Genomic DNA, 20640 nt, shown 5'->3' with positions numbered 1-20640 from the left:
CCCCGCCGCTACGGAGACGCCCGCCCGGCGCTCACTCCCCTGACGACGGCTCCGCCTCGCGGGCCAGGAACAGCGCGAACACCGGCGGATGCTGCTGGAGCAGTTCCAGCCGCCCGCCGTCCGCCTCCGCGAGGTCCCGGGCCACGGCCAGGCCCAGCCCCGTCGAATTCCGGCCACTGACCGTACGCTCGAAGACCCGCGAGCCGAGATCCGGCGGTACGCCCCGGCCGGCGTCGGTGACCTCCACGACGGCCTGGTTGCCGGTGACGCGGGTGCGCAGCGCCACCGTGCCGTCCCCGTGCATCAGCGAGTTCTCGATCAAGGTGGCGAGCACCTGTGCCACCGCGCCGGGCGTGCCGACCGCGCGCAGCCCCTTCTTGCCGGAGCGCACGATGGCCCGGCCCGCGCTGCGGTAGGCCGGGCGCCACTCCTCGACCTGCTGCTTGACGACCTCGTCGAGGTCGAAGGCGACGGCGGAGCCGGAGCGCGGGTCGCGGGAGTTGGTCAGCAGCCGCTGGACGACGTCGGTCAGCCGCTCGACCTGGCCCAGCGCGATGGTGGCCTCCTCCTTCACCGTGTCCGGGTCGTCGGTGACGGTGATCTCCTCCAGCCGCATGGACAGCGCGGTCAGCGGCGTCCGCAGCTGGTGGGAGGCGTCGGCGGCGAGCCGGCGCTCGGCGGTGAGCATCCGCGCGATCCGCTCGGCGCTGGCGTCCAGCACGTCCGCGACCCGGTCCAGCTCCTGTACGCCGTAGCGGCGGTGGCGCGGGCGCGGGTCGCCGGAGCCGAGGCGCTCGGCGGTCTCCGCGAGGTCGGTCAGCGGCGCGGTCAGCCGGCGGGCCTGGCGTACGGCGAGCACCACCGCGGCCAGGATCGCCAGGATCGCGACGGCCAGGATGACCAGCAGCGTACGGCCGATCTCGGCGCTGACCGTGGAGCGCGGCTCCTGGACGGTGACCCGTTCGCCGCGGTCGCCGTGCTGCGTGGACTCGATGACGTCACCGGCCGGCCGGGAGCCGACCTGGATGCGCGGCCGGCCGGGCACCTCGATCTCCGCGTACCGCTTCGCGGTGATCTGCTCCGAGAGGATCCCGGGCGTCAGCTTCTCGCCGCTGCCCAGCCGGCTCTCCACGATGCCGACGAGCCGTACGGCCTCGGAGGCCACGCTCTCCTGCGCCCCCGACTGGATGGTGCGGGTCTCCACGATGACCAGCGACACACCGAAGACGGCGATCACGACGAGCACCACGGCGAGGGTGGAGTTGATCAGACGGCGGCGCACGGTGTCCTCCGGGCGGGATGCGTTGGTTCTTCTACTTCTTCCCGCCCGGCGGCGGCCTCTCAGCTCTTTTCGAAGCGGAAGCCGACGCCGCGGACGGTCGCGATGTAGCGCGGGTTGGCCGCGTCGTCACCGAGCTTCTTGCGCAGCCACGAGATGTGCATGTCCAGCGTCTTCGTGGACGACCACCAGGTGGTGTCCCAGACCTCGCGCATCAGCTGGTCACGGGTGACGACCCGGCCCGCGTCCCGCACCAGCACCCGCAGCAGGTCGAACTCCTTCGCCGTGAGCTGCAGTTCCTCGTCGCCCATCCAGGCGCGGTGCGACTCGACGTCGATGCGCACGCCGTGGGTCGCGGGCGGCTGCTGCGGCTCGGCGGACGAACCGCGGCGCAGCAGGGCCCGGACACGGGCGAGCAGTTCGGCGAGCCGGAAGGGCTTGGTGACGTAGTCGTCGGCACCGGCGTCCAGGCCGACGACGGTGTCGACCTCGTCGGCGCGGGCGGTGAGCACGAGGATGGGGAAGGAGTGGCCTTCGTTACGGAGCCGGCGGGCCACCTCCAGGCCGTCCATGCCGGGCAGACCCAGGTCGAGGACGACCAGGTCGATGTTGCCCTGCAGACCGGCGTCGAGCGCCGTGGGGCCGTCCTCGCGCACCTCGACTTCGTAACCCTCGCGGCGCAGGGCGCGGGCGAGCGGCTCCGAGATGGACGCGTCATCCTCGGCGAGCAGTACACGGGTCATGGGCCGATGGTAGTCCGATGTCTTACCTCCTCGGGCGGGACCCGGTGCGCCCGCGGGTGGCCGGAAAACGTCCTCCGGGTGGCGCCACGGGGGCCGCTACGCGGCGGGGTCGCGACATGCCGGGGGCGTCGGGTGATCTTGGCCTGCCCGCACGCGGGCCGCATCCGCAACCCCCTTCGCGGTTCCCGGTTGCACATGTGACCGTTGTCTCACTCGCCCCACCGGTGCGGTTGCTGGACGTATGGTGTCCCAACGTCCGCAGCACAGCCTCGGGACCAGTGACTCTCAAGAGACGTCATCGGTCCCTGTTGTGTGCGGGGCCGGAACCGCCGGTCCTGCTACACAGTGAATGACCTGTCGACCGGGTCCACCGCGCAAGCAACACGGGGGGCGTGGATCCCGGTGTCACGACTGCTCCGCCGATTCCTCTTCCAGTGGCGTCGGCCCCCGGAGGACGTAGGGGGCGGGCAAGGTGACGCCGGTGCCGGTCAGCCCGACCCGGGCGCGCTGCGGGCTCCCCCACGCGTCCCGAGCACACCTAGGAAGAATCCATGGCGTCCAGCCTGACGAAGGACGCCGCCGCGCAGGGGAACCCTGCCAGCGACGGCAAAACCTTCTTCGGCCACCCCCGCGGACTGGCCACCCTCTTCATGACCGAGATGTGGGAGCGGTTCAGCTTCTACGGGATGCGGGCGCTTCTCGTCCTGTATCTGATCTCGGGCGGTCCTGATGCCAAGGACGGCTCCCAGGGCGGCGGTCTGGGCATTCCCCAGGGCAGCGCCCTGTCGATCTACGCCGTCTACATGGCGATGGTCTACCTGCTCGCCATGCCCGGCGGCTGGTTCGGCGACCGCGTCTGGGGCCCCCGTAAGACGGTGATCGTCGGTGCGTCCGTGGTCATCGCCGGTCACGTCGTGCTCGCGATCCCCGGCCAGACGTTCTTCGTCGGCCTGGCGATGGTCGCGCTCGGCTCGGGTCTGCTGAAGTCCAACATCTCCACGATGGTGGGCCACCTCTACAACGGCCCGTCGGACAAGCGCCGGGACGGTGGTTTCACCGTCTTCTACATGAGCATCAACATCGGGTCCACGGCCGCCCCGCTGGTCATCGGCGGCATCGGCCAGAGCGTGAACTGGCACCTGGGCTTCGGTATCGCGGCGGTCGGTATGGCGCTGGGCCTGGTCCAGTTCCTGTTCGGCACCAAGCACCTGGACCCGAAGAGCAGCCAGGTGCCGACCCCGCTGTCGACCGAGGAGCGCAACGGCTGGCTGCGCAAGGGCCTGTTCTGGGCCGGCCTCGCCGTGGTCTTCTACGCCGTCATCGGGTTCTCCGGCAACTTCAACGAGAAGTGGCTGCTGGTGCCGCTCGGCATCATCGGCATCCTGGTGCCCTTCGTGGTTCTGCTCCGCATCAAGCGGGACAAGGACCTGTCGGCCGACGAGCAGAGCAAGGTCAGCAGCTACGTCTGGTTCTTCGTCGCGGCCGCCGCGTTCTGGATGATCTTCGACCAGGCCGGTTCGACGCTGAACGTCTTCGCCGAGAAGAACACCGCGGACACCATCTTCGGGCTGAGCTTCCCCTCGTCGTGGCTGCAGTCGGTCAACCCGATCTGGGTGCTGGCGCTGGCCCCGGTCTTCGCCTCGGTGTGGGTGGCACTGGCCAACCGCAGCAAGGAGCCCAAGACCACCGCGAAGTTCACCATGGGCATGGTGATGATCGGTGCGTCCTACTTCATATTCCTGCTGCCGATCACCCTGTCCTCGGACGGTACGAAGGTCACCCCGCTGTGGCTGATCGGCATCTACTGCATGCAGACCATCGGTGAGCTGTGCATCTCCCCGGTCGGCCTGTCGGTGACCACGAAGCTGGCCCCGGCGAAGTACGCCAGCCAGATGATGGGTGTTTGGTTCCTCGCCAACACCGCCGGCGACAGTGTCGTCAACCTCCTGGGGCAGGCCGGTGCCGACCTCTCGGGCAAGGGAGTGCTGATAGGCGAAGCGGTGCTCGCCACCCTGGCCGGCGTGATCATCTTCCTGAACCGGAAGCGGATCAACGGTCAGATGAACGACGTGAACTAGGGCGGCACCCTGCTTCCTCTTCACTCCCCGAGGGCCCCGGCGCGGATTCCGCGCCGGGGCCCTCGGGCGTTCTCGGCCGTACGGACCGGTCACCGGCCCAGGCGCCGCCACGGGGTGAGGGTGAACACCGCGCCGCCCAGCAGAACCACCGTGCCCGCGACGAGGGCCAGGGCGCGGAGGGTGCCGTGGTCGTCCGCGCCGGTTTCGGCCAGGCCGCCGGAGGTGCCGCCCGCGCTCGCCGGGCCCGCCACGCTGCCCGCGGTGGTGCCTCCGGTGGTACCGGTGCCGCCCGCCGTGGTGCCGCCGGTGCCGCCCTGCTGGGCGGTGGTGTCCAGGGCGAGGGAGACGCCCGGGTCCTTCTCCGGGGTACAGGTCGTGGTCGTACCCAGGGCCCGTACGGTCAGTACGCCCGGCGTCAGCGTCGCCCTGCCGGTCGCGCCCGGGGTGTAGGTGCCCTTCAGATCGGGGATCGCGATCGGCTGCCCGGCCTTGACGGGCTCCTTGTTCGCCGGGCCCTCGGCCTTGACCGTGCCCCTGTCGGCGCCGCCGACCCGGACCTCCATGGACGGTTTCACGGCGCCCGCGGGGATGTCCGCCGGGCTGTCCATCACCGACTTGGCGAACTTCACCGTCAGGCCGTGGCCGCCGCCCTTCCTGACGGCGTTGATCTGCACCGGCGAGGTGGCTTTCCGGTCGCCGATGGGGGTCTTGCAGGCGTACGGGACCTGGACGACCTTGCCCTCGTGGGACGTGCCGTCGGAATCGCCGCCGCCGGATGAGCCGGTGGTGGTGCTGCCACCGGAGGAGCCGGTGGTAGAGCCGGTGGTGCTGCCGCCCGTATCGCCGCCTCCCGTGCCGCTGCCGGTGGTGCTGCCGCCGGTCGTACCTCCCGAGCTGCCCCCGCCGTCGGTCACCTTGATCGTGGCGGCGGGCCGCACCTCCTCCTTGGGGGCGCACTTGGTGTCCGTGGAGATCGGCTTGCTGACGTTGATGGTGTAGGCGCCGGGCGCCAGCGTGACCTCGCCGGGCTTCTCCAGCTTCAGGGTGCCCTTCATGTCCGGGAGCTTCATCGGGCTGTTCTTGGGGATGGGCGGGTTCTGCCGCGGTCCCTGGACCTTCAGCTCGCCGCTCTGCGCGCCACCGACCTTGATCGTGCCGGTGGGGCGCACGGTGTCCTTGTCCAGGTCGAGCACGTCGGGATTCCTGGACGCGGCCTCGACCGTGCGCCACACGATCTCCACCTCGTCGCCGACCTTCGCCGTCGTGGGGGCCGTCACCGCCGCCCTGGTGGTGCCCTGGACCGCGGGCAGGCCCGAGATCGGCGGCGGTATGCACTCGGTCCGGTACGCCGTCTCCGCGGCCCCGGCCGGCCCCGCGGCCGCCAGGATTCCCGCACCGGCGAGCAGCAGGGCGATCCCGCCCGCGCCCGCTCTCCTGTGTCGCCTCATCACGTGGGACCTTTCGCTCTCGGGGGGTCGGCCGGATCGGACGTGGTGGCGGACGGTGCGGTGTCCGGGGTGAACCACGGCAGGGTGGCGGCTGGGCCCGCCGGGGGCGGCGCGGCGTCGGGTGCGGGGGCGCGCCTTCGCATTCGTAACGGGTTACGGAGGGCGCTCCCCGGCTTACGGTGGGCTCTCTCCGGCGTACGGAGGGGACTCCCGGGCGTACGGGCGGCTCCCCCCGGCGTACGGGCCGCACCCTCGCGCGGGCGCACGCGGTCGACGACCACCATGCCGATACGGAAGACCGCGGCCGGTACGACGACGCACAGCAGGATCCAGAACAGCGTCACGCCCCACGGCCGCCCGACGCCCCAGGGCTGCTCGGCGAGCACCTTGCCGCCGTACTTGAGCGAGACGAGGTAGTCGCCGTGCGCCCCGGCGGGCAGTTCCACCGGCAGCTCGATGCGCTGTCTGCGCCCGGCGGGCACGGTGCCCTGCCACTGCCGCTCCTCCCACTGCGGCGCGTAGACCCCGTGCGAGGTGCCCACCTCGAAGACCGGGTCCTTGGCCGGGGTGGCCCCGAGGTTGCCCACGGTGATCACCAATCGGCGCTGCGGCGGCGCGCCGAACCAGGTCAGCAGCCCGCTGGAGCCCTCAAGGCGCGGCGGCGCCAGTACGCTCAGCCGCCCGCCGGCGTCCTCCTGCGGCAGCGGCGCTACGGGGTGCCCGGCCACCGTGAACGGGGCGTCGGCAGCGGCGGGCGCGCCGGTCACCGTGGCGGCGTGCACGACGCACGGGCAGGGTTTGGGCGGCTCGGCGACCGGGATCTCCTTGCGGAACGTCCCGTCCGGGCCGGTGGTCACGGCGCGGCCCGCACCGTTGGCGCAGGCGTTGGTGCCGCCGATCATGTTCTGTCCGCAGATCAGCAGGGTGAGCAGCGTCTTCGGGCGCCAGCCGCTGCCGGTGACGGTGAGGGTGCCGCCCTTGCCCGCTTGCTGGGCGGAGAGGCTGAGGGTGGGGGCGAGGGCGGCTGCGGGGGTCGCGGAGGCCGGGGGCGCGGTCTGTAGGGGCAGCAGGAGGGCAAGGGCGGCCAGAACGCTCGTGACGGCGGCGGCGCGGTGGCGGCGGCGGGCCCGTACCGTACGGCGCCCGCTCCCGGCCCTCATGCGTCCGCCCCCACCTGGGAGGTGCCCACCTGCGAGTCCGCCGCTTCGGAGGCCGCCCCCTGGGAGGCCACCGCCCGCTGGGTGTCTGCTCGGGGCTCCCCCGCCCGCCTCCGCCTCCGTACGCGCCACACGGACGCGCCCGCCAGCAGGACGGCGGGCGGCAGCGCCGCGGCTCCCCACGGCACCGCCGTGTACGACGCCCCGGCCGTCCCGCGCGCGCCGCCCGCCGCCGTGACCGTCAGCCGTACGTCCACCGGGTCCAGCGCGGGCGGATCAGGCCACGGCTCGGTCAGGGGCATCCGGCGGCCCGGCGGCAGCGTGACGGGGAGCGCGCGTGCGGCGCGGTGCAGGGCCGGGCCGAAGAGTCCGTCGGCGTGGACGGCGAGGCGCGGCGCGAGCGTGGTGTTGCCGCGGTTGACCAGCACGTACCGGATGACCGCCGCGCTTCCCCTGCGCTCCACCGCCACGTCCTCGACGCTCAGCGCGGCCAGCGCGGGTCCGGTCACCCGCAGGTGCACCTGGACCGCGGCTTTCCGGCCGTCCCCCTCGGCGACGAGTGCGGTCGGGTGGTCGCCCGGGGCCGCGTCCCCGGGGACGGTCACCGTGAAGGGCACGTCCGCCCTGGTCCGCGGCGGCACCCGTACCTCTTTCGACGCCGTCGCGAACCAGCGCCCCGGCCCGGTCGGCGCGCCGCCCACCCGGAACGTCATCGCGCTGCCGGTCGGATTGGTGAGCGCGAGGCGGTCCTTCAGGACCGTGCCGGGGGCGCCTTCCAGATAGAAGTACGGACGGTCCTGGGCGCTCGGCCGGGCGCCGCCGCCCGGCGCGGGTGCGGCGGTCCACCGCTCGCCGTCCGCGGCATATGCCCCGACCGGGCTGAGCAGCGCGACGGCGGCCGTCAGGGCGGCCCCCGTGACCATCGCGCGGGTACGGAACGGCATGGGCGGCTCCTGGTGCTGGTGCGGCTCGTGCGCGTACGGCCGACGGGGCGGCGGCGACGGGGCCGGGCGGCGGTCTCCCGTCGCCGTACCGGACGCCGGGCGGGCCTCTACGCGCCCCTGTGCCGGCGCCGCGTGACCCAGAGCACGCCCGCCGCGCCGGCGAGGAGCACCGTGCCGCCGAGGGTGCCGAGGGCGACGGCGGAGTCGGCCGGGCCGGTCTGCGGCAGCTGCTGCCCGCCGCCGGAGCCGCCCGTGGCCGACCCTGCGGTGCCGCTCCCGGAGCCGCCGGTCGTGCCGCCGGTGTCGCTGCCGCCCGTACTGCCGCTGCCCGTACCACCGGAACCGCCCGTTCCGCCCGAGCCCTTGACGTCCAGGGTGAGCGACGGCTTCGGGTTGTTGGCGGGAGTGCAGGTGGTGGTCGTGCCGAGGGCCTTGATGGTGAGCGTGGAGGCGGTGAAGGTGACCTTGCCGCTCTGCTTGGGCGTGTACGTCCCGCTCAGGTCACTGACCTTGATCGGCGTGTTGGCGGGGATCGCCTTGTCGTTGGGCGGCCCGGACACGGGCACCGTGCCGCTCTCCGCGCCGCCCAGCTTGATGAGCGCGCTCGGCTTCATGGCGCCCGCGCCCAGTTCGACCGGGCTGGAGGAGACGCCCTTCCGGAAGGACATCACGAGCTTGTACGCGCTGCCGCTGCGGGTGCTCGTGATGTCGATGGGCGAGACCGCGCTCTTGTTCCCGATCGGCGTCTTGCACTGGTAGTTGACGTCCACGACGTCGGCCCGCGCGTCCGGCGCGGCGAACAGGACCGCGGACCCCGCCGTCAGCGCCGCGGCCGCGGCCAGACCGGCCGCGCGGCGGGGGCGCGCGGCGTGCTCTTCGTAGAAGCGGGCCACCTTGAGTTCCCCTTCTCGCGGTTGAGCGCCGCCCGATGTTACTGACGGCACATCAGATCGGTGGCTCAAGGTACGCCGGGGACCTTGTCGAGGGAAGTCACAGAACAGGCCTGATCTGTACGGCGCGCGAAAATCAGCGGCCACAGGAGCGGCACCACGCAACGCGCCCGCCCCCTTACCCGGGGTTACGACCGCGCGCCATGGGTCATCGAAGGCCGTACACGGCCACGGAATCCCGCTGGATCCCCCTTGCCCGCCGGAACCCCCTGGGTCCCGCCGGAACCCCTTAGGGCGCGAACGGAGGCCCCCACCAGGGGCCCCTAAGAGGGAGCTGCGAGTTCCGCCCACACGGTCTTGCCCGTGCCGTCGGGGTTGCGGACGACCCCCCAGTCCAGACACAGGCGCTGCACGATGAACATGCCGTGCCCACCGGGCCGCCCGGCCCGGTGCGGGTTGCGCGGCGCGGGCGAGCCCGCGCCCAGGTCGGTCACTTCGAGGCGCAGCACCTTGGCGTTGCTGCGCAGCCGCAGTTCCTCCGGCCCCTCAGCGTGCAGGCAGGCGTTGGTGACCAGCTCGGATACCACGAGGAGGACGTCCTCGGCGGCGGCCCGCTGGTCAGCGCCGGCAGCCGGGAGCCAGCCCCAGTCATGGAGGGCCTGCCGGGCGAAGTCACGGGCCCGCGCAACGGATCCCTGCACACCCGCCAGGCGCAGCCTGCGGATCTGGCCGGCCGGGACGGCCGGGGAGGCGGAGGGAGCGCCGGCGTTGCCCGGCTCCGGGCCGAGGTCGCCCGGCGGGTACGGCCGGGTGGTGCTCATCAGCGCTTCACCTCACCGATTCGCCATTTCACGGATAGCGGTTACCTGACAGATTCAACAGATTCAGATGTCTCCTGCCCGACGGGACCGTGAGAACACCCACTTCTTGGGTACGGAAGTTGTGACGCGGGCAACGCGCACGAGGGGAACCCCCGCGACCGCACCGCCCCCGTCGCTTCCGTCAGTCGGCGAGAGCCTTGTCGAGGGAGTCGTGCACGGTGAACACCGCGTCCGCGCCTGTGATCTCGAAGACCCGCGCCACCACCGGCTGCATTCCGGCCAGATGCACCCCGCCGCCCTCGGCCTCCGCCTTCAGGCGGGCGCCGAGCAGGACGTTCAGGCCGGTGGAGTCCATGAACTCCAGCTGTGAGCAGTCGACGACGAGTCGCGTGAAGCCGTCGGCGACGCACCCCTCGAGTGATTCACGCAACAGCTCCGCGGTGTGGTGGTCCAGCTCACCCGCGACGGTCACGATCGCGCTGGCACCTTGATGCCGGATAGCGACATTGAGCCGTCCCCGACTGGCACTGCCGACCGTCCCGCGGTCCATGCGCGTGCACCCCTCTTGCTGTCTCGGCGTCCGATTGCTTACGACTGCGCTGACCGAACACTACGCCTTCGATACGGGCAGCTGGTAGCCGAACAATACGCAATCACCAGCAAACCGGGACAACACGCACTTGCCATCTTCCGGCAAAGCCAGGTAGGCGTAGTAAGGACACGTTCGAAACGGCCGGCTTTGGAGGCGCCGCACACCGCAGCTTCACGTAGAGGCATCGGCAGCCATATGCCGAGAACGATGGAGGACAACATGTCACCCCGGCTCGACGAATTGCGCACCGAAGACACCACGGAGACCGCGTCGTCGACTCCCTTGTCAGAGACCACCCTCGCCAAGGCCGCTCTCACCGAAGCCGTCCTGGCCGACGCCGCCCTGCCCGACCGGTCCCACGGTTCTGGTTCCCCGCACCTCACATCTGAATCGTCCGAATCGGACGCGACGGGAATTCCCGGGATCGACGGACTGCCCGAGATCCCCCCGTACGACGAGGTGGGGCCGCTGGACGCGCGGGCCCTGTCCAAGACCCTCTTCGAGCGACTGGAATCGCTGGAGGAAGGCACCCACGAATTCGCGTACGTCCGCAACACCCTGGTCGAACTCAACCTCGCGCTCGTGAAGTTCGCGGCCTCCCGGTTCCGCTCCCGCAGCGAGCCCATGGAGGACATCGTCCAGGTCGGCACCATCGGCCTGATCAAGGCGATAGACCGCTTCGAGCTCAGCCGGGGCGTGGAATTCCCGACGTTCGCCATGCCGACCATCGTCGGCGAGATCAAGCGCTTCTTCCGCGACACCAGCTGGTCCGTGCGGGTGCCCCGGCGCCTTCAGGAACTGCGTCTGGACCTGGCCAAGGCCGGCGACGAGCTGGCGCAGCAGCTGGACCGCTCCCCCACCGTGAGCGAGCTGGCCGAACGCCTCGGCATCACCAATGACGAGGTCGTCGAGGGCATGGCGGCGAGCAACGCGTACACCGCCAGCTCGCTGGACGCCCAGCCGGAGGAGGACGACAACGAGGGAGCCCTGGCCGACCGCATCGGCTACGAGGACCACGGCCTCGAAGGCATCGAGTACGTCGAGTCCCTCAAGCCGCTGATCGCCGAGCTGCCGCCGCGCGACCGCAAGATCCTCTCCCTCCGCTTCGTCGCCAACATGACGCAGTCGGAGATCGGCGAGGAACTGAACATCTCCCAGATGCACGTCTCGCGCCTGCTGTCCCGCACGCTGGTACGGCTCCGCAAGGGGCTGATGGTCGAGGAGTGATCCCCGCGACCACCTCGCGGTCGCAGCCGGCCCGACGGCCCGGCTGACGCCCGCGCAGAGGAGGGCCTGCCCCGGAATCTCGGGACGGGCCCTCCTCTGCTGTGCGGGTGCACTCGCCTCCGCCGTGGGGGCACTCGCTTTCGCTGTGTGGCGCGCTCGGTTTACGGGGCGCACAGGTGGTGTACGTACGCCGGTGGCAGATTGCGCCACACCGTGCTGCGCCCCTGCCCGTACCGCTTCCCGTACTCGGCCAGCACCCCGGCCACGGCGCGGTGCCGGGCCGCCTCGGACCGGCCGGCCACCAGCGCGCGGGCGGGCGCGGTGCCCAGATAGGCGAAGTACGTGAGGTGTCCGCCCGGCCGGAGCACGGACAGATAGCGGTCCAGGATCGTACGGACCTCGTCCGGCTTGAAGTTGGTGAACGGCAGGCCGGAGACGACCGCGTCGTACCGGCGGTCCAGGAGGACGTCGGTGATCGATCCGGGGAGGATGCGTATCCGGTCGGCCGCCGCGGACAGGGCGGCGTCCGTGCGCAGGGCGCCGTTCAGGGCCGCCACGAAGCGGGGGTTGATCTCGACCACGTCCAGGCGGTCGGCGGGCCGCAGCAGGCCGGCCAGCGCGCGGGTGACCGGGCCGGTGCCCGCGCCCACTTCCAGCACGGCCGCCGGGCGGCCGGACCGCCGCGTCTCCCGGGCGAGCGGGGCGGCCAGACGGGCGGCCAGCCACGGGCTGCTGGCCGCCACGGCGCCGGTGGTGTGCGGGGTGCGGGCCGCCTCGCGCAGGAAGCGCACGGGGCCGGTGACGGTGGGGTTTGCGGGGGCGGCGGGGGCCGGTGTCACGTTCATGCTGGTGACGCTAGGAAGCGCCGGGGCCCGGCCCATCGGCCGTTGTGCGAGGGGCACCCCGTACGAAAGTAGGGGGCGGATGCGGCCGTAGGTCGAATGTGCGTGCGCTGTCGCAGCCCTATGCTCGACGCGTGCTGAAGGTGACGAAACGGGCAAGGCCGAGACCGGGGATGACAAACCCGGGCAGGCCGGGCCTGGCGCGGACGGAGCGCGGCTGGCCCTGGTGGGCCGAGGCGCTGCTGCTGGCCGCCGTCGCCCAGGAGGCCGGACAGGAGGCGTACATCAGCGCGGGCGGGACCGTGCTGAGCCCGGAGGTCGCCCTGGCCGTCGCCGGAGCCCTGTCGGTGGCACTGCGCTACCGTCACCCGGCGGTCGCCCTGGTCTGTACGGTCGCGCTGGCCGCCGGATTGGGCATGGTGCTGCCACTCCTGGTGGCGCTCTTCCATCTGGTCGCCCACGGCCGCCTGGTCGTCCCCTTCGTGGCCGCGGCCGCCGCGCTGGCCGGGAACGCCCTCGTACAGCCACCGCAAAGCCTGTGGATGAGCCGTTCGTACGGCCCGCTGATGCCGCTGGGCATCGTGCTCGCGCTGGGGCTCTGGGCGAGCAGCCGGCGCCGCCTGGAGGCCGCCCTCGCCGCGCGCGTCGAGCAGTTGCGGGTGGAGCGCGAACTCCGCGCCGAACAGGCCCGGCTCACCGAACGCGCCCGTATCGCCGCCGAGATGCACGATGTCCTCGCCCACCGGCTGACGGTCCTCGCGCTGCACACCGGCGCCCTGCAAAGACGCGCCGACACCCTGCCCGCACCGGTCGCGGACCGGCTCGCGCTGCTGCGCACCACCTCGACCGAGGCGCTCAGCGACCTGCGGGACGTACTGGGCGCGCTGCGCGACACCGAAGGGCAGCCGGAGCAGGCCGCGGCGGGCTCCTCCCGCGTGCCGGGACTGCGGGAACTTTCCGCGCTGCTGGACGAGGCGCGCGCCGCCAGCCAGAAGATCGAGGCCGACATCGAGGGCGACGGCCACGGTTTGCCCGCCGGCCGGCGCCTGGCCGTCCACCGGCTCGTCCAGGAGGCCCTGACCAACGCCCGCAAGCACGCGCCGGGCGCACCGGTGCGGGTGACGGTGCGTTACGGACCGCACGAGACCGCCGTCGAGGTACGCAACGCCCCGGCCCCGACCGGAGCAGAACCCCCAGCAGCCCTTCCGGCCAGCGGCTACGGCCTGCTCGGTCTGACCGAACGGATGTCCGCGCTCGGCGGCACCCTGGAGTACGGCCCGACGCGGGACGGCGGCTGGCGCATCGCCGCCACCCTCCCGGCCCACTCCGAACCGGATGCACCGACGACGGGAGCGACATGATCCGCACGCTGGTCGCCGACGACGACAGCCTGGTCCGCCTCGCGCTGACGGACATCCTCGGCGAGGCGCCCGGCATCACCGTCGTGGCAGAGGCGGCGGACGGCGCCGAAGCCGTCGCACTGGCCCGTGCGCACCGGATCGACGTGGCGCTGATGGACATCCGCATGCCGCGCCTGGACGGCATCGCCGCCACCGAACGGCTGCGCGGCCTGCCACAGCCGCCCGAGGTCGTGGTGCTGACCACCTTCGACCTCGACCAGTACGTCTACGACGCGCTCACCGCGGGCGCCTCGGGCTTCCTCCTCAAGGACAGCGACCCGGCGGAGATCATCCGCGCCGTACGGGTCGTCGCCGAGGGCCAGGCCATGCTCCACCCCACGGCCGCCCGCCGCCTGATCGACCGCTACCACCACGCCACCCGCGCCACCCCGCAGGCCCACTCCCGCATCGAACGCCTCACCCCCCGCGAGACCGAGGTGCTGGCCCTCCTCGCCGACGGCGCCTCCAACGCGGAGATCGCGGGCGCGCTGTCGATGCGCGAGAGCACGGTCAAGGCCCACGTCAGCCGGATTCTGGCGGCGCTGGAGGTGGGCAACCGGGTGCAGGCGGCGCTGTGTGCGCGGGATGCGGGGGTGGTGGGGTGAGGGGAGCGGAAAGGGCCGTGCCCCGGAACCGGGATGGTTCCGGGGCACGGCGCCGCACGTCTTGCGCGTGATTACAGCACCGTGGTGATCAGCGCGAGGTGGCCGTTGTCATCCTGCTCACCCGGCGCCACGTAGTTGGCGGTGACCTGCACCTCGTCGCCCTTCACGAAGTGCGAGCCGAGGGTCGGCTTGAGCTTCAGCTTGAGGACGCGGTCCTGGTAGTCACAGATGATCTTGTCGGCCGGGATGGTGGCGGTCGCCAGCGACGTGGCGTCCTCCTCCTGGTCCACCTTGGTCATCTTGCCGACCAGCTGCCACTTCAGACCGGTGTCGCAGGAGTACTTGACGGTCATGGACAGCGCGTCGCCGCGCAGCTGCGCGCGCTCGATCGAGATCAGGTTCGCCTTCGCCGCGGCGCCCGGCGCCATGGCCAGGGACGCGCCGCCGAGGACGGCGACGGCGGCCGCGGTGCCGGCGATGCGGGTCTTCAGACGGGTCGACTTCATGTGGGTTCCTTCCCCCCGCGCGATCACCCCGGTCGTGCACAGGGGGGAAACCGAGGTTTCTCCAACTGTGCGGGTGACTGCGACAGTTGTTCGTATTGAGGTCTGGACATTACGTGATCTACGCAATGTCCGGTACCTGAATATGAGGAAGTCGCTGTGTGATCAGACGCACACCCCGCGGTGCCAGACCCGGGAGACGAGCGGGACGCCCGGGCGGTAGGCGAGGTGGACGTGCGAGGGGGCGTCGAGGAGGGTGAGGTCGGCGCGGGTGCCGGGGGTGAGGCGGCCGATGTCGGTGCGGCGCAGGGCCGCGGCGCCGCCCGCCGTGGCGGACCAGACGGCTTCGTCGGGGGTCATCCTCATGTCCCGTACGGCGAGCGCGATGCAGAACGGCATCGAGCTGGTGAAGGACGAGCCGGGGTTGCAGTCGGTGGACAGCGCGACGGTGGCGCCCGCGTCGAGCAGGGGGCGCGCGTCGGGCCACTGGGCGCGGGTGGAGAACTCGGCGCCGGGCAGCAGCGTGGCGACGGTCGAGCTGTTGGCGAGCGCGTCGATGTCGGCGGCGTCCAGGTGGGTGCAGTGGTCGGCGGAGGCGGCGTCGAGTTCGACGGCGATCTGGACGCCGGGGCCGTGGTGGAGCTGGTTGGCGTGCACGCGCGGGTGCAGGCCCCTGGCCTTGCCCGCGGTGAGGATCGCGCGGGCCTGGTCGCCGTCGAAGGCGCCCTGTTCGCAGAACACGTCGATCCAGCGGGCGTGCGGGACGCAGGCGTCCAGCATGGGGCCGGTGACGAGGTCGACGTAACCGGCGGGGTCGTCGGCGTAGTCGGGAGAGACGATGTGCGCGCCGAGGAAGGTGACTTCGTCGGTGTGGGCGGCGGCGATGCGCAGGGCGCGGGCCTCGTCCTCGACGTTCAGGCCGTAGCCGGACTTGGTCTCCAGGGTCGTGGTGCCCTGGCGCAGCGCCTCGGCCGTGTACTTGGCGACGTTGGCGTGCAGGTCCGCGTCGCTGGCGGCGCGGGTGGCGGCGACGGTGGTGCGGATGCCGCCGGCCGAGTACGGGCGGCCGGACATCCGGGCGTTGAACTCGGCGGTGCGGTCGCCGCCGAAGACCAGGTGGGAGTGGGAGTCGACGAAGCCGGGGAGCGCCGCGCGGCCCTCGGCGTCGACGCGGTTGTCAGTGGCGGGTGCTTTGCTTGTCGGACCGACCCAGGCAACGCGGTCGCCGTCGAAGACGACCGCCGCGTCCTGGAGCAGACCGAGGGGGCCTTCACCGAGGGAGGGGTCGTTGGTGACGAGACTGGCGATGTTGGTGATGACGGTGGTGCTGCCGCTCGCGGCGCGCTCCGCGGCGGGGGTGTCGGAGTGGGTCATCGTGGGGGTGCTCTCCTTCGGCCGCGGGTTCAGCCGCGTACGGCTTCGATGGCCTCGGCCAGTGCGGTGGGGACGTCGGGCACGAGCGTGTGGACTCCGTCGCGTACGACCTGACGGCCGCCGACGACCGTATGGCGCACATCCGCCCCGGAGGCGGCGAATACGGCCGTCTCGGCGCCCAGCCTGGGCCGTGGGCCCGCGGTGCGTACGGAGTCCAGTGCGATCGTGGTGAGGTCGGCGAGCGCGCCGCGCTCGATGGCGCCGGCCTCGTGCCAGCCCAGCGCGGCGTGGCCGTCGGCGGTGGCGGCGCGCAGCAGGGCGGCGGCCGTCCAGTGGCCGCGGGTGCGGGTGCGCAGCCGTTCGTCCAGCTCCATCGCGCGGGCCTCTTCGAAGAGGTCGATGACGGCGTGGCTGTCGCTGCCGAGCGACAGGGGGCTGCCGGCGGCCTGGAGCTGGACGGCGGGGCCGATGCCGTCGGCGAGGTCGCGCTCGGTGGTGGGGCACATGCACACCCCGGTGGTGGCGGCGCCCAGCAGCCGTACGTCCTCGCCGGTGAGGTGGGTGGCGTGCACGGCGGTGGTGCGACGGCCGAGGACGCCGTGCTCGGCGAGCAGTTGGGTGGGTGTGCGGCCGTGCGCCTCGCGGCAGGCGTCGTTCTCGGCGGTCTGCTCGGAGAGGTGGACGTGCAGTGGTGCCTGCCGCTGCCCGGCCCACTCCGCGACCGTGCCCAGCTGGTCGGCGGGCACGGCGCGTACGGAGTGCACGGCCGCGCCGATACGGGCGTGCGGCCTGCCCTCCTTCAGGGCGGACGCGCGCTCGGCCCAGGCGTCGGCGGTGCCGTCGGAGAAGCGCAGCTGGTGGTGGTTGGGCTCGGCGCCGAAGCCGGAGGAGAGGTAGGCGGTGTCGAGCAGGGTGATGCGGATGCCGGCCTCGTCGGCGGCGGCGATCAGGGCTTCGCCCATCGCGTTGGGGTCGGCGTAGCGGGTGCCGCCGGGACCGTGGTGGAGGTAGTGGAATTCGCCGACGCAGGTGATGCCGGTCAGCGCCATCTCCGCGTAGACGGCCCGCGCGAGGGCGTAGTAGGAGTCGGGGGTGAGCTGGGAGGCGACCTGGTACATCACCTCGCGCCAGGTCCAGAAGGTGCCCGAGCCGACCTGGACGGTGCCGCGCAGCGCCCGGTGGAAGGCGTGCGAGTGGGCGTTGGCCAGTCCGGGGAGCGTCAGGCCCCGCAGGGCGACGGCGCCGGGCGGCGGTGCCGGGACCTCGGTCCGTACGGCGGCGATGCGGCCTTCCGCCGGGTCCACGTCCACGGCCACGCCCGGCTCGACGTGGGTGCCGAGCCAGGCGTGTTCCAGCCAGTACGTCTTCGGGGCGGACGGCCGCGGCCCGTCGCCGGGTCGCGGGGTCGGTGCGGGTTCCTGCGGCGTCACCTGCACGCCAGGCCCTCCAGTACGTCGGCGAGTGCGGTCACCCCGGCGACGCAGTCGTCCTCGGCCGCGTGTTCGGCGGGCGAGTGCGAGACGCCGGTGGGGTTGCGTACGAACAGCATGGCGGTGGGGACGGTTGCGGACAAAATACCCGCGTCGTGTCCGGCGCCGGTGCCGAGTACGGGCACCTCGCGGGCGCCGCCCGGACGGCCGTCCGCCGCCCGGCCGAGGATCTTGGCCAGCTCGTCCCGCAGGGCGTGCCCGAATTCGACGACGGGAGTGAAGGATTCCCGGGTGACCCGCACGTCGACGCCGTCGCGCGCGGCGCGCTCGGTGGCCGCCCGCTCGATGGCGGCGACGACGGTGTCCAGCGTCTCCTGGTCGGCGGCGCGGGAGTCCAGCCAGCCGCGGACCAGCGACGGGATGGCGTTCACGCCGTTCGGCTCGACGCTGATCTTGCCGAAGGTCGCCAGCGCACCGGCCAGTTCGGCGTGCTCGCGGGCGGCGAGCACGGTCGCCGCGTAGGTGAGCATCGGGTCGCGCCGGTCCGCCAGCCGGGTGGTGCCGGCGTGGTTGGCCTCGCCGTGGAAGTCGAACCGCCAGCGGCCGTGCGGCCAGATGGCGGAGGCGATGCCGACGGGGTCGCCGGTCAGGTCGAGCGCCCTGCCCTGCTCGACGTGCAGCTCGACGAACGCGCCGATGCGGGAGAGCCGGTCGGGGTCCGGGCCGATGGCGTCCGGGTCGTAGCCGGCCTGCTCCATCGCCCGGGGCAGCGTCGTGCCGTCGGCGTCCCGCAGTTCGCGGGCCCGCTCCACGGTGAGCTGTCCGGCGCTGAGCCGGGAGCCGACGCAGGCCAGGCCGAAGCGGGCGCCCTCCTCGTCACCGAAGTTGACGACGGCCAGCGGCCTGGTGGGCGTGGCGCCCCGGCGGCGGAGTTCGTCGAGCGCGGCGAAGGAGGACACGACGCCGAGCGGCCCGTCGAAGGCGCCGCCGTCCGGGACGGAGTCCAGGTGGGAGCCGGTGACCACGGCGTCGCCGGCGGCCACGTCCGCGGCGGACGCCGCACCGAGCCAGGCCCACTGGTTGCCGTTGCGGTCCACCTCGTAGGCCAGTCCGCGGGCGCGGGCCTGGTCCGCGAACCAGGCCCGGCAGTCGGCGTCCGCGCCGGTCCAGGCGTAGCGGCGGTAGCCGCCGGTTCCGGAGTGGCGGCCGATGGCGGCAAGGTCACGCCACATGGCGTGAAAGGACGCCCCGCCCGCACCGGCCGCGCCCGCCGCCGGCGTGTCCGCATCCGCCGGCCTGTCCGCATCCGCCGGCCTTCCCGCCCTCGCCGAGCCGCCCACCCCCGCCGAGGCGTCCCGCCGCATCTCGCGAAAGGACGCACCGCCCGTACCAGCCGCGCCCGCCGCCGGCCTGTCCGCATCCGCCGAGCCGCCCGCCTCCGGACCACCCGCCCCCGAGCCGCCCGCCTCCGGACCACCCGCCCCCGAGCCGCCCATCTCCGGACCGCCCGCCCCCGAGCCGCCCATCTCCGGACCGCCCGCCCCCGAGCCGCCCATCTCCGACGAGCTCACTCGCCCTCCCGCATCGGGATGCGCACGCCGCGTTCGGCCGCGACCTCGTCGGCGCGCTCGTATCCGGCGTCGACGTGGCGGATGACGCCCATGCCGGGGTCGTTGGTCAGGACGCGGCGGATCTTCTCGCCCGCCAGCGGGGTGCCGTCGGCGACCGTGACCTGGCCGGCGTGGATGGAGCGGCCCATGCCGACGCCGCCGCCGTGGTGCAGGGACACCCACGAGGCGCCGGAGGCGACGTTGACCATGGCGTTCAGCAGTGGCCAGTCGGCGATGGCGTCGGAGCCGTCGAGCATCGCCTCGGTCTCCCGGTACGGGGAGGCCACCGAGCCGCAGTCCAGGTGGTCGCGGCCGATGGCCAGCGGGGCCTGGAGGGTGCCGTCGGCGACCATGTCGTTGAAGCGCTCGCCCGCCTTGTCGCGCTCGCCGTAGCCGAGCCAGCAGATCCGGGCGGGCAGGCCCTGGAAGTGCACCCGCTCGCCGGCCAGCTTGATCCACCGGGCGAGGGACTCGTTCTCCGGGAAGAGGTCGAGGATCGCCCGGTCGGTGGCGGCGATGTCCTTGGGGTCGCCGGACAGCGCTGCCCAGCGGAACGGGCCCTTGCCCTCGGCGAACAGCGGCCGGATGTAGGCGGGCACGAAGCCGGGGAAGGCGAACGCCCGCTTGTATCCGGCGAGTTCCGCCTCGCCGCGGATGGAGTTGCCGTAGTCGAAGACCTCGGCCCCGGCGTCCATGAAGCCGACCATGGCCTCGACGTGCCGGGCCATCGACTCGCGGGCGCGGCGGGTGAAGTCGGCGGGCTGCTCGGCCGCGTAGGTGGCCATGTCCGCGAAGTCGATGCCCAGTGGGAGGTACGACAGCGGGTCGTGGGCGGAGGTCTGGTCGGTGACGATGTCGATCGGCGCGCCGTCGGCGAGCATGCGCGGCAGCAGCTCGGCGGCGTTGCCGAGGAGGCCGATGGACAGCGGCTTGCGCTGGTCGCGGGCCTCTACGGCGAGCTGGAGCGCGTGCTGGAGACTGTCGGCCTTGACGTCCAGGTAGCGGTGCTCGATGCGCCGCTCGATGGCGCGCGGGTCGCAGTCGATACAGATCGCGACGCCGCCGTTCATCGTGACGGCGAGCGGCTGGGCGCCGCCCATGCCGCCGAGCCCGGCGGTGAGCGTGATCGTCCCGGCGAGCGAGCCGTTGAACCGCTTCGCGGCGACGGCGGCGAACGTCTCGTACGTGCCCTGGAGGATGCCCTGCGTGCCGATGTAGATCCACGAACCGGCCGTCATCTGGCCGTACATGGTCAGGCCCAGCGCCTCCAGGCGCCGGAACTCCTCCCAGTTGGCCCAGTCGCCCACCAGGTTGGAGTTGGCGATCAGCACCCGCGGCGCCCATTCGTGCGTCTGCATGACGCCGACCGGCCGGCCCGACTGGACGAGCATCGTCTCGTCCTGCTTGAGCGTGGTGAGCGTGCGCACCATCGCGTCGAAGGAGCGCCAGTCGCGGGCGGCCTTGCCGGTGCCGCCGTAGACGACGAGCTGGTCGGGGTGCTCGGCGACCTCCGGGTCGAGGTTGTTCTGCAGCATGCGCAGCGCGGCTTCCTGCTGCCATCCCCGGGCGCTCAGTTCCGTACCGCGCGGTGCCCGCACGGGTCGCGGTCCTGACATGGGCCGTGCCTCCCTGACGTCGATGCGAATGGATCGAGCTATTCACATCTTGGGGTGTTGAATATGCCTAGTCAACAGGTC

The 20640-nt window shown here is 72.6% G+C and carries 18 protein-coding genes; 4 read left to right on the top strand and 14 right to left on the bottom strand.

Annotated elements, in window-relative coordinates:
- Positions 1–31 precede the first annotated feature (31 nt).
- Both CP984_RS24740 and CP984_RS24735 read right to left on the bottom strand, forming a co-directional pair.
- The gene (locus CP984_RS24740; protein WP_003984831.1) at positions 32–1282 is read right to left on the bottom strand and encodes an ATP-binding protein; all 1251 of its coding nucleotides are present in this window, start codon (positions 1280–1282) and stop codon (positions 32–34) included.
- A gap of 59 nt (positions 1283–1341) precedes the next feature.
- Positions 1342–2022, bottom strand: coding sequence for a response regulator transcription factor (locus CP984_RS24735; protein ID WP_003984832.1), 681 nt, complete (start codon positions 2020–2022; stop codon positions 1342–1344).
- A gap of 551 nt (positions 2023–2573) precedes the next feature.
- On the opposite strand from CP984_RS24735, the gene CP984_RS24730 reads away from it, so the two are divergent.
- Entirely contained in the window at positions 2574–4100 is a 1527-nt protein-coding gene (locus tag CP984_RS24730; protein ID WP_003984833.1) for a peptide MFS transporter, read from the top strand.
- A gap of 89 nt (positions 4101–4189) precedes the next feature.
- On the opposite strand, the gene CP984_RS24725 is transcribed toward CP984_RS24730, so the two are convergent.
- The 6 genes from CP984_RS24725 to CP984_RS24700 all read right to left on the bottom strand — a co-directional run bounded on the left by CP984_RS24725 (position 4190) and on the right by CP984_RS24700 (position 9910).
- A complete protein-coding gene (locus tag CP984_RS24725) occupies positions 4190–5548 on the bottom strand; it encodes a hypothetical protein (RefSeq protein ID WP_003984834.1) in 1359 nt (452 codons plus the stop codon).
- Positions 5548–6708, bottom strand: a complete 1161-nt coding sequence (locus CP984_RS24720) for a hypothetical protein (protein WP_003984835.1) — start codon at positions 6706–6708, stop codon at positions 5548–5550. Before CP984_RS24720 ends, CP984_RS24725 begins: the two co-directional genes overlap by 1 nt.
- On the bottom strand, positions 6705–7649 hold the full coding sequence (locus CP984_RS24715) for a COG1470 family protein (protein ID WP_003984836.1): 945 nt from the start codon (positions 7647–7649) through the stop codon (positions 6705–6707). Before CP984_RS24715 ends, CP984_RS24720 begins: the two co-directional genes overlap by 4 nt.
- Before the next feature lie 107 nt (positions 7650–7756).
- Positions 7757–8542 (bottom strand): LPXTG cell wall anchor domain-containing protein, encoded by a 786-nt coding sequence (locus tag CP984_RS24710; protein WP_003984837.1) that lies wholly within the window; start codon positions 8540–8542, stop codon positions 7757–7759.
- 320 nt (positions 8543–8862) lie between these two features.
- Positions 8863–9360, bottom strand: coding sequence for an ATP-binding protein (locus CP984_RS24705; RefSeq protein WP_003984838.1), 498 nt, complete (start codon positions 9358–9360; stop codon positions 8863–8865).
- A gap of 181 nt (positions 9361–9541) precedes the next feature.
- Positions 9542–9910, bottom strand: a complete 369-nt coding sequence (locus CP984_RS24700) for an STAS domain-containing protein (protein WP_003984839.1) — start codon at positions 9908–9910, stop codon at positions 9542–9544.
- A gap of 249 nt (positions 9911–10159) precedes the next feature.
- Between CP984_RS24700 and CP984_RS24695 the strand changes: the two genes are divergently transcribed.
- Positions 10160–11179 carry an RNA polymerase sigma factor SigF gene (locus CP984_RS24695; protein ID WP_063604440.1) on the top strand — a complete coding sequence of 340 codons (1020 nt, stop codon included), beginning with the start codon at positions 10160–10162 and terminating at the stop codon, positions 11177–11179.
- A gap of 161 nt (positions 11180–11340) precedes the next feature.
- Here the strand turns inward: CP984_RS24695 and CP984_RS24690 are convergent, their stop codons facing one another.
- Positions 11341–12024 carry a class I SAM-dependent methyltransferase gene (locus tag CP984_RS24690; protein ID WP_043980275.1) on the bottom strand — a complete coding sequence of 228 codons (684 nt, stop codon included), beginning with the start codon at positions 12022–12024 and terminating at the stop codon, positions 11341–11343.
- Between the two features lie 170 nt (positions 12025–12194).
- On the opposite strand from CP984_RS24690, the gene CP984_RS24685 reads away from it, so the two are divergent.
- Positions 12195–13382 carry a sensor histidine kinase gene (locus CP984_RS24685; protein WP_003984845.1) on the top strand — a complete coding sequence of 396 codons (1188 nt, stop codon included), beginning with the start codon at positions 12195–12197 and terminating at the stop codon, positions 13380–13382.
- On the top strand, positions 13379–14026 hold the full coding sequence (locus CP984_RS24680; RefSeq protein WP_003984846.1) for a response regulator transcription factor: 648 nt from the start codon (positions 13379–13381) through the stop codon (positions 14024–14026). Before CP984_RS24685 ends, CP984_RS24680 begins: the two co-directional genes overlap by 4 nt.
- Before the next feature lie 71 nt (positions 14027–14097).
- On the opposite strand, the gene CP984_RS24675 is transcribed toward CP984_RS24680, so the two are convergent.
- The 5 genes from CP984_RS24675 to hutU all read right to left on the bottom strand — a co-directional run bounded on the left by CP984_RS24675 (position 14098) and on the right by hutU (position 20559).
- Entirely contained in the window at positions 14098–14532 is a 435-nt protein-coding gene (locus tag CP984_RS24675; protein WP_003984847.1) for a hypothetical protein, read from the bottom strand.
- 162 nt (positions 14533–14694) lie between these two features.
- Positions 14695–15903 (bottom strand): imidazolonepropionase, encoded by a 1209-nt coding sequence (hutI, locus tag CP984_RS24670; RefSeq protein WP_003984848.1) that lies wholly within the window; start codon positions 15901–15903, stop codon positions 14695–14697.
- A 29-nt stretch (positions 15904–15932) separates the two neighbouring features.
- Positions 15933–17339, bottom strand: a complete 1407-nt coding sequence (locus CP984_RS24665; RefSeq protein WP_003984849.1) for a formimidoylglutamate deiminase — start codon at positions 17337–17339, stop codon at positions 15933–15935.
- Positions 17330–18565, bottom strand: a complete 1236-nt coding sequence (locus tag CP984_RS24660; RefSeq protein WP_003984851.1) for an allantoate amidohydrolase — start codon at positions 18563–18565, stop codon at positions 17330–17332. The genes CP984_RS24665 and CP984_RS24660 overlap by 10 nt, the downstream gene beginning before the upstream one ends.
- Before the next feature lie 335 nt (positions 18566–18900).
- Positions 18901–20559 carry a urocanate hydratase gene (gene hutU / locus CP984_RS24655; protein WP_003987221.1) on the bottom strand — a complete coding sequence of 553 codons (1659 nt, stop codon included), beginning with the start codon at positions 20557–20559 and terminating at the stop codon, positions 18901–18903.
- Between the last annotated feature and the right edge of the window lie 81 nt (positions 20560–20640).

Origin of the sequence: Streptomyces rimosus (assembly GCF_008704655.1) — a bacterium.
Taxonomy (GTDB): Bacteria; Actinomycetota; Actinomycetes; order Streptomycetales; family Streptomycetaceae; genus Streptomyces; species Streptomyces rimosus.
This window is presented reverse-complemented; position numbering and strand designations above follow the sequence as displayed.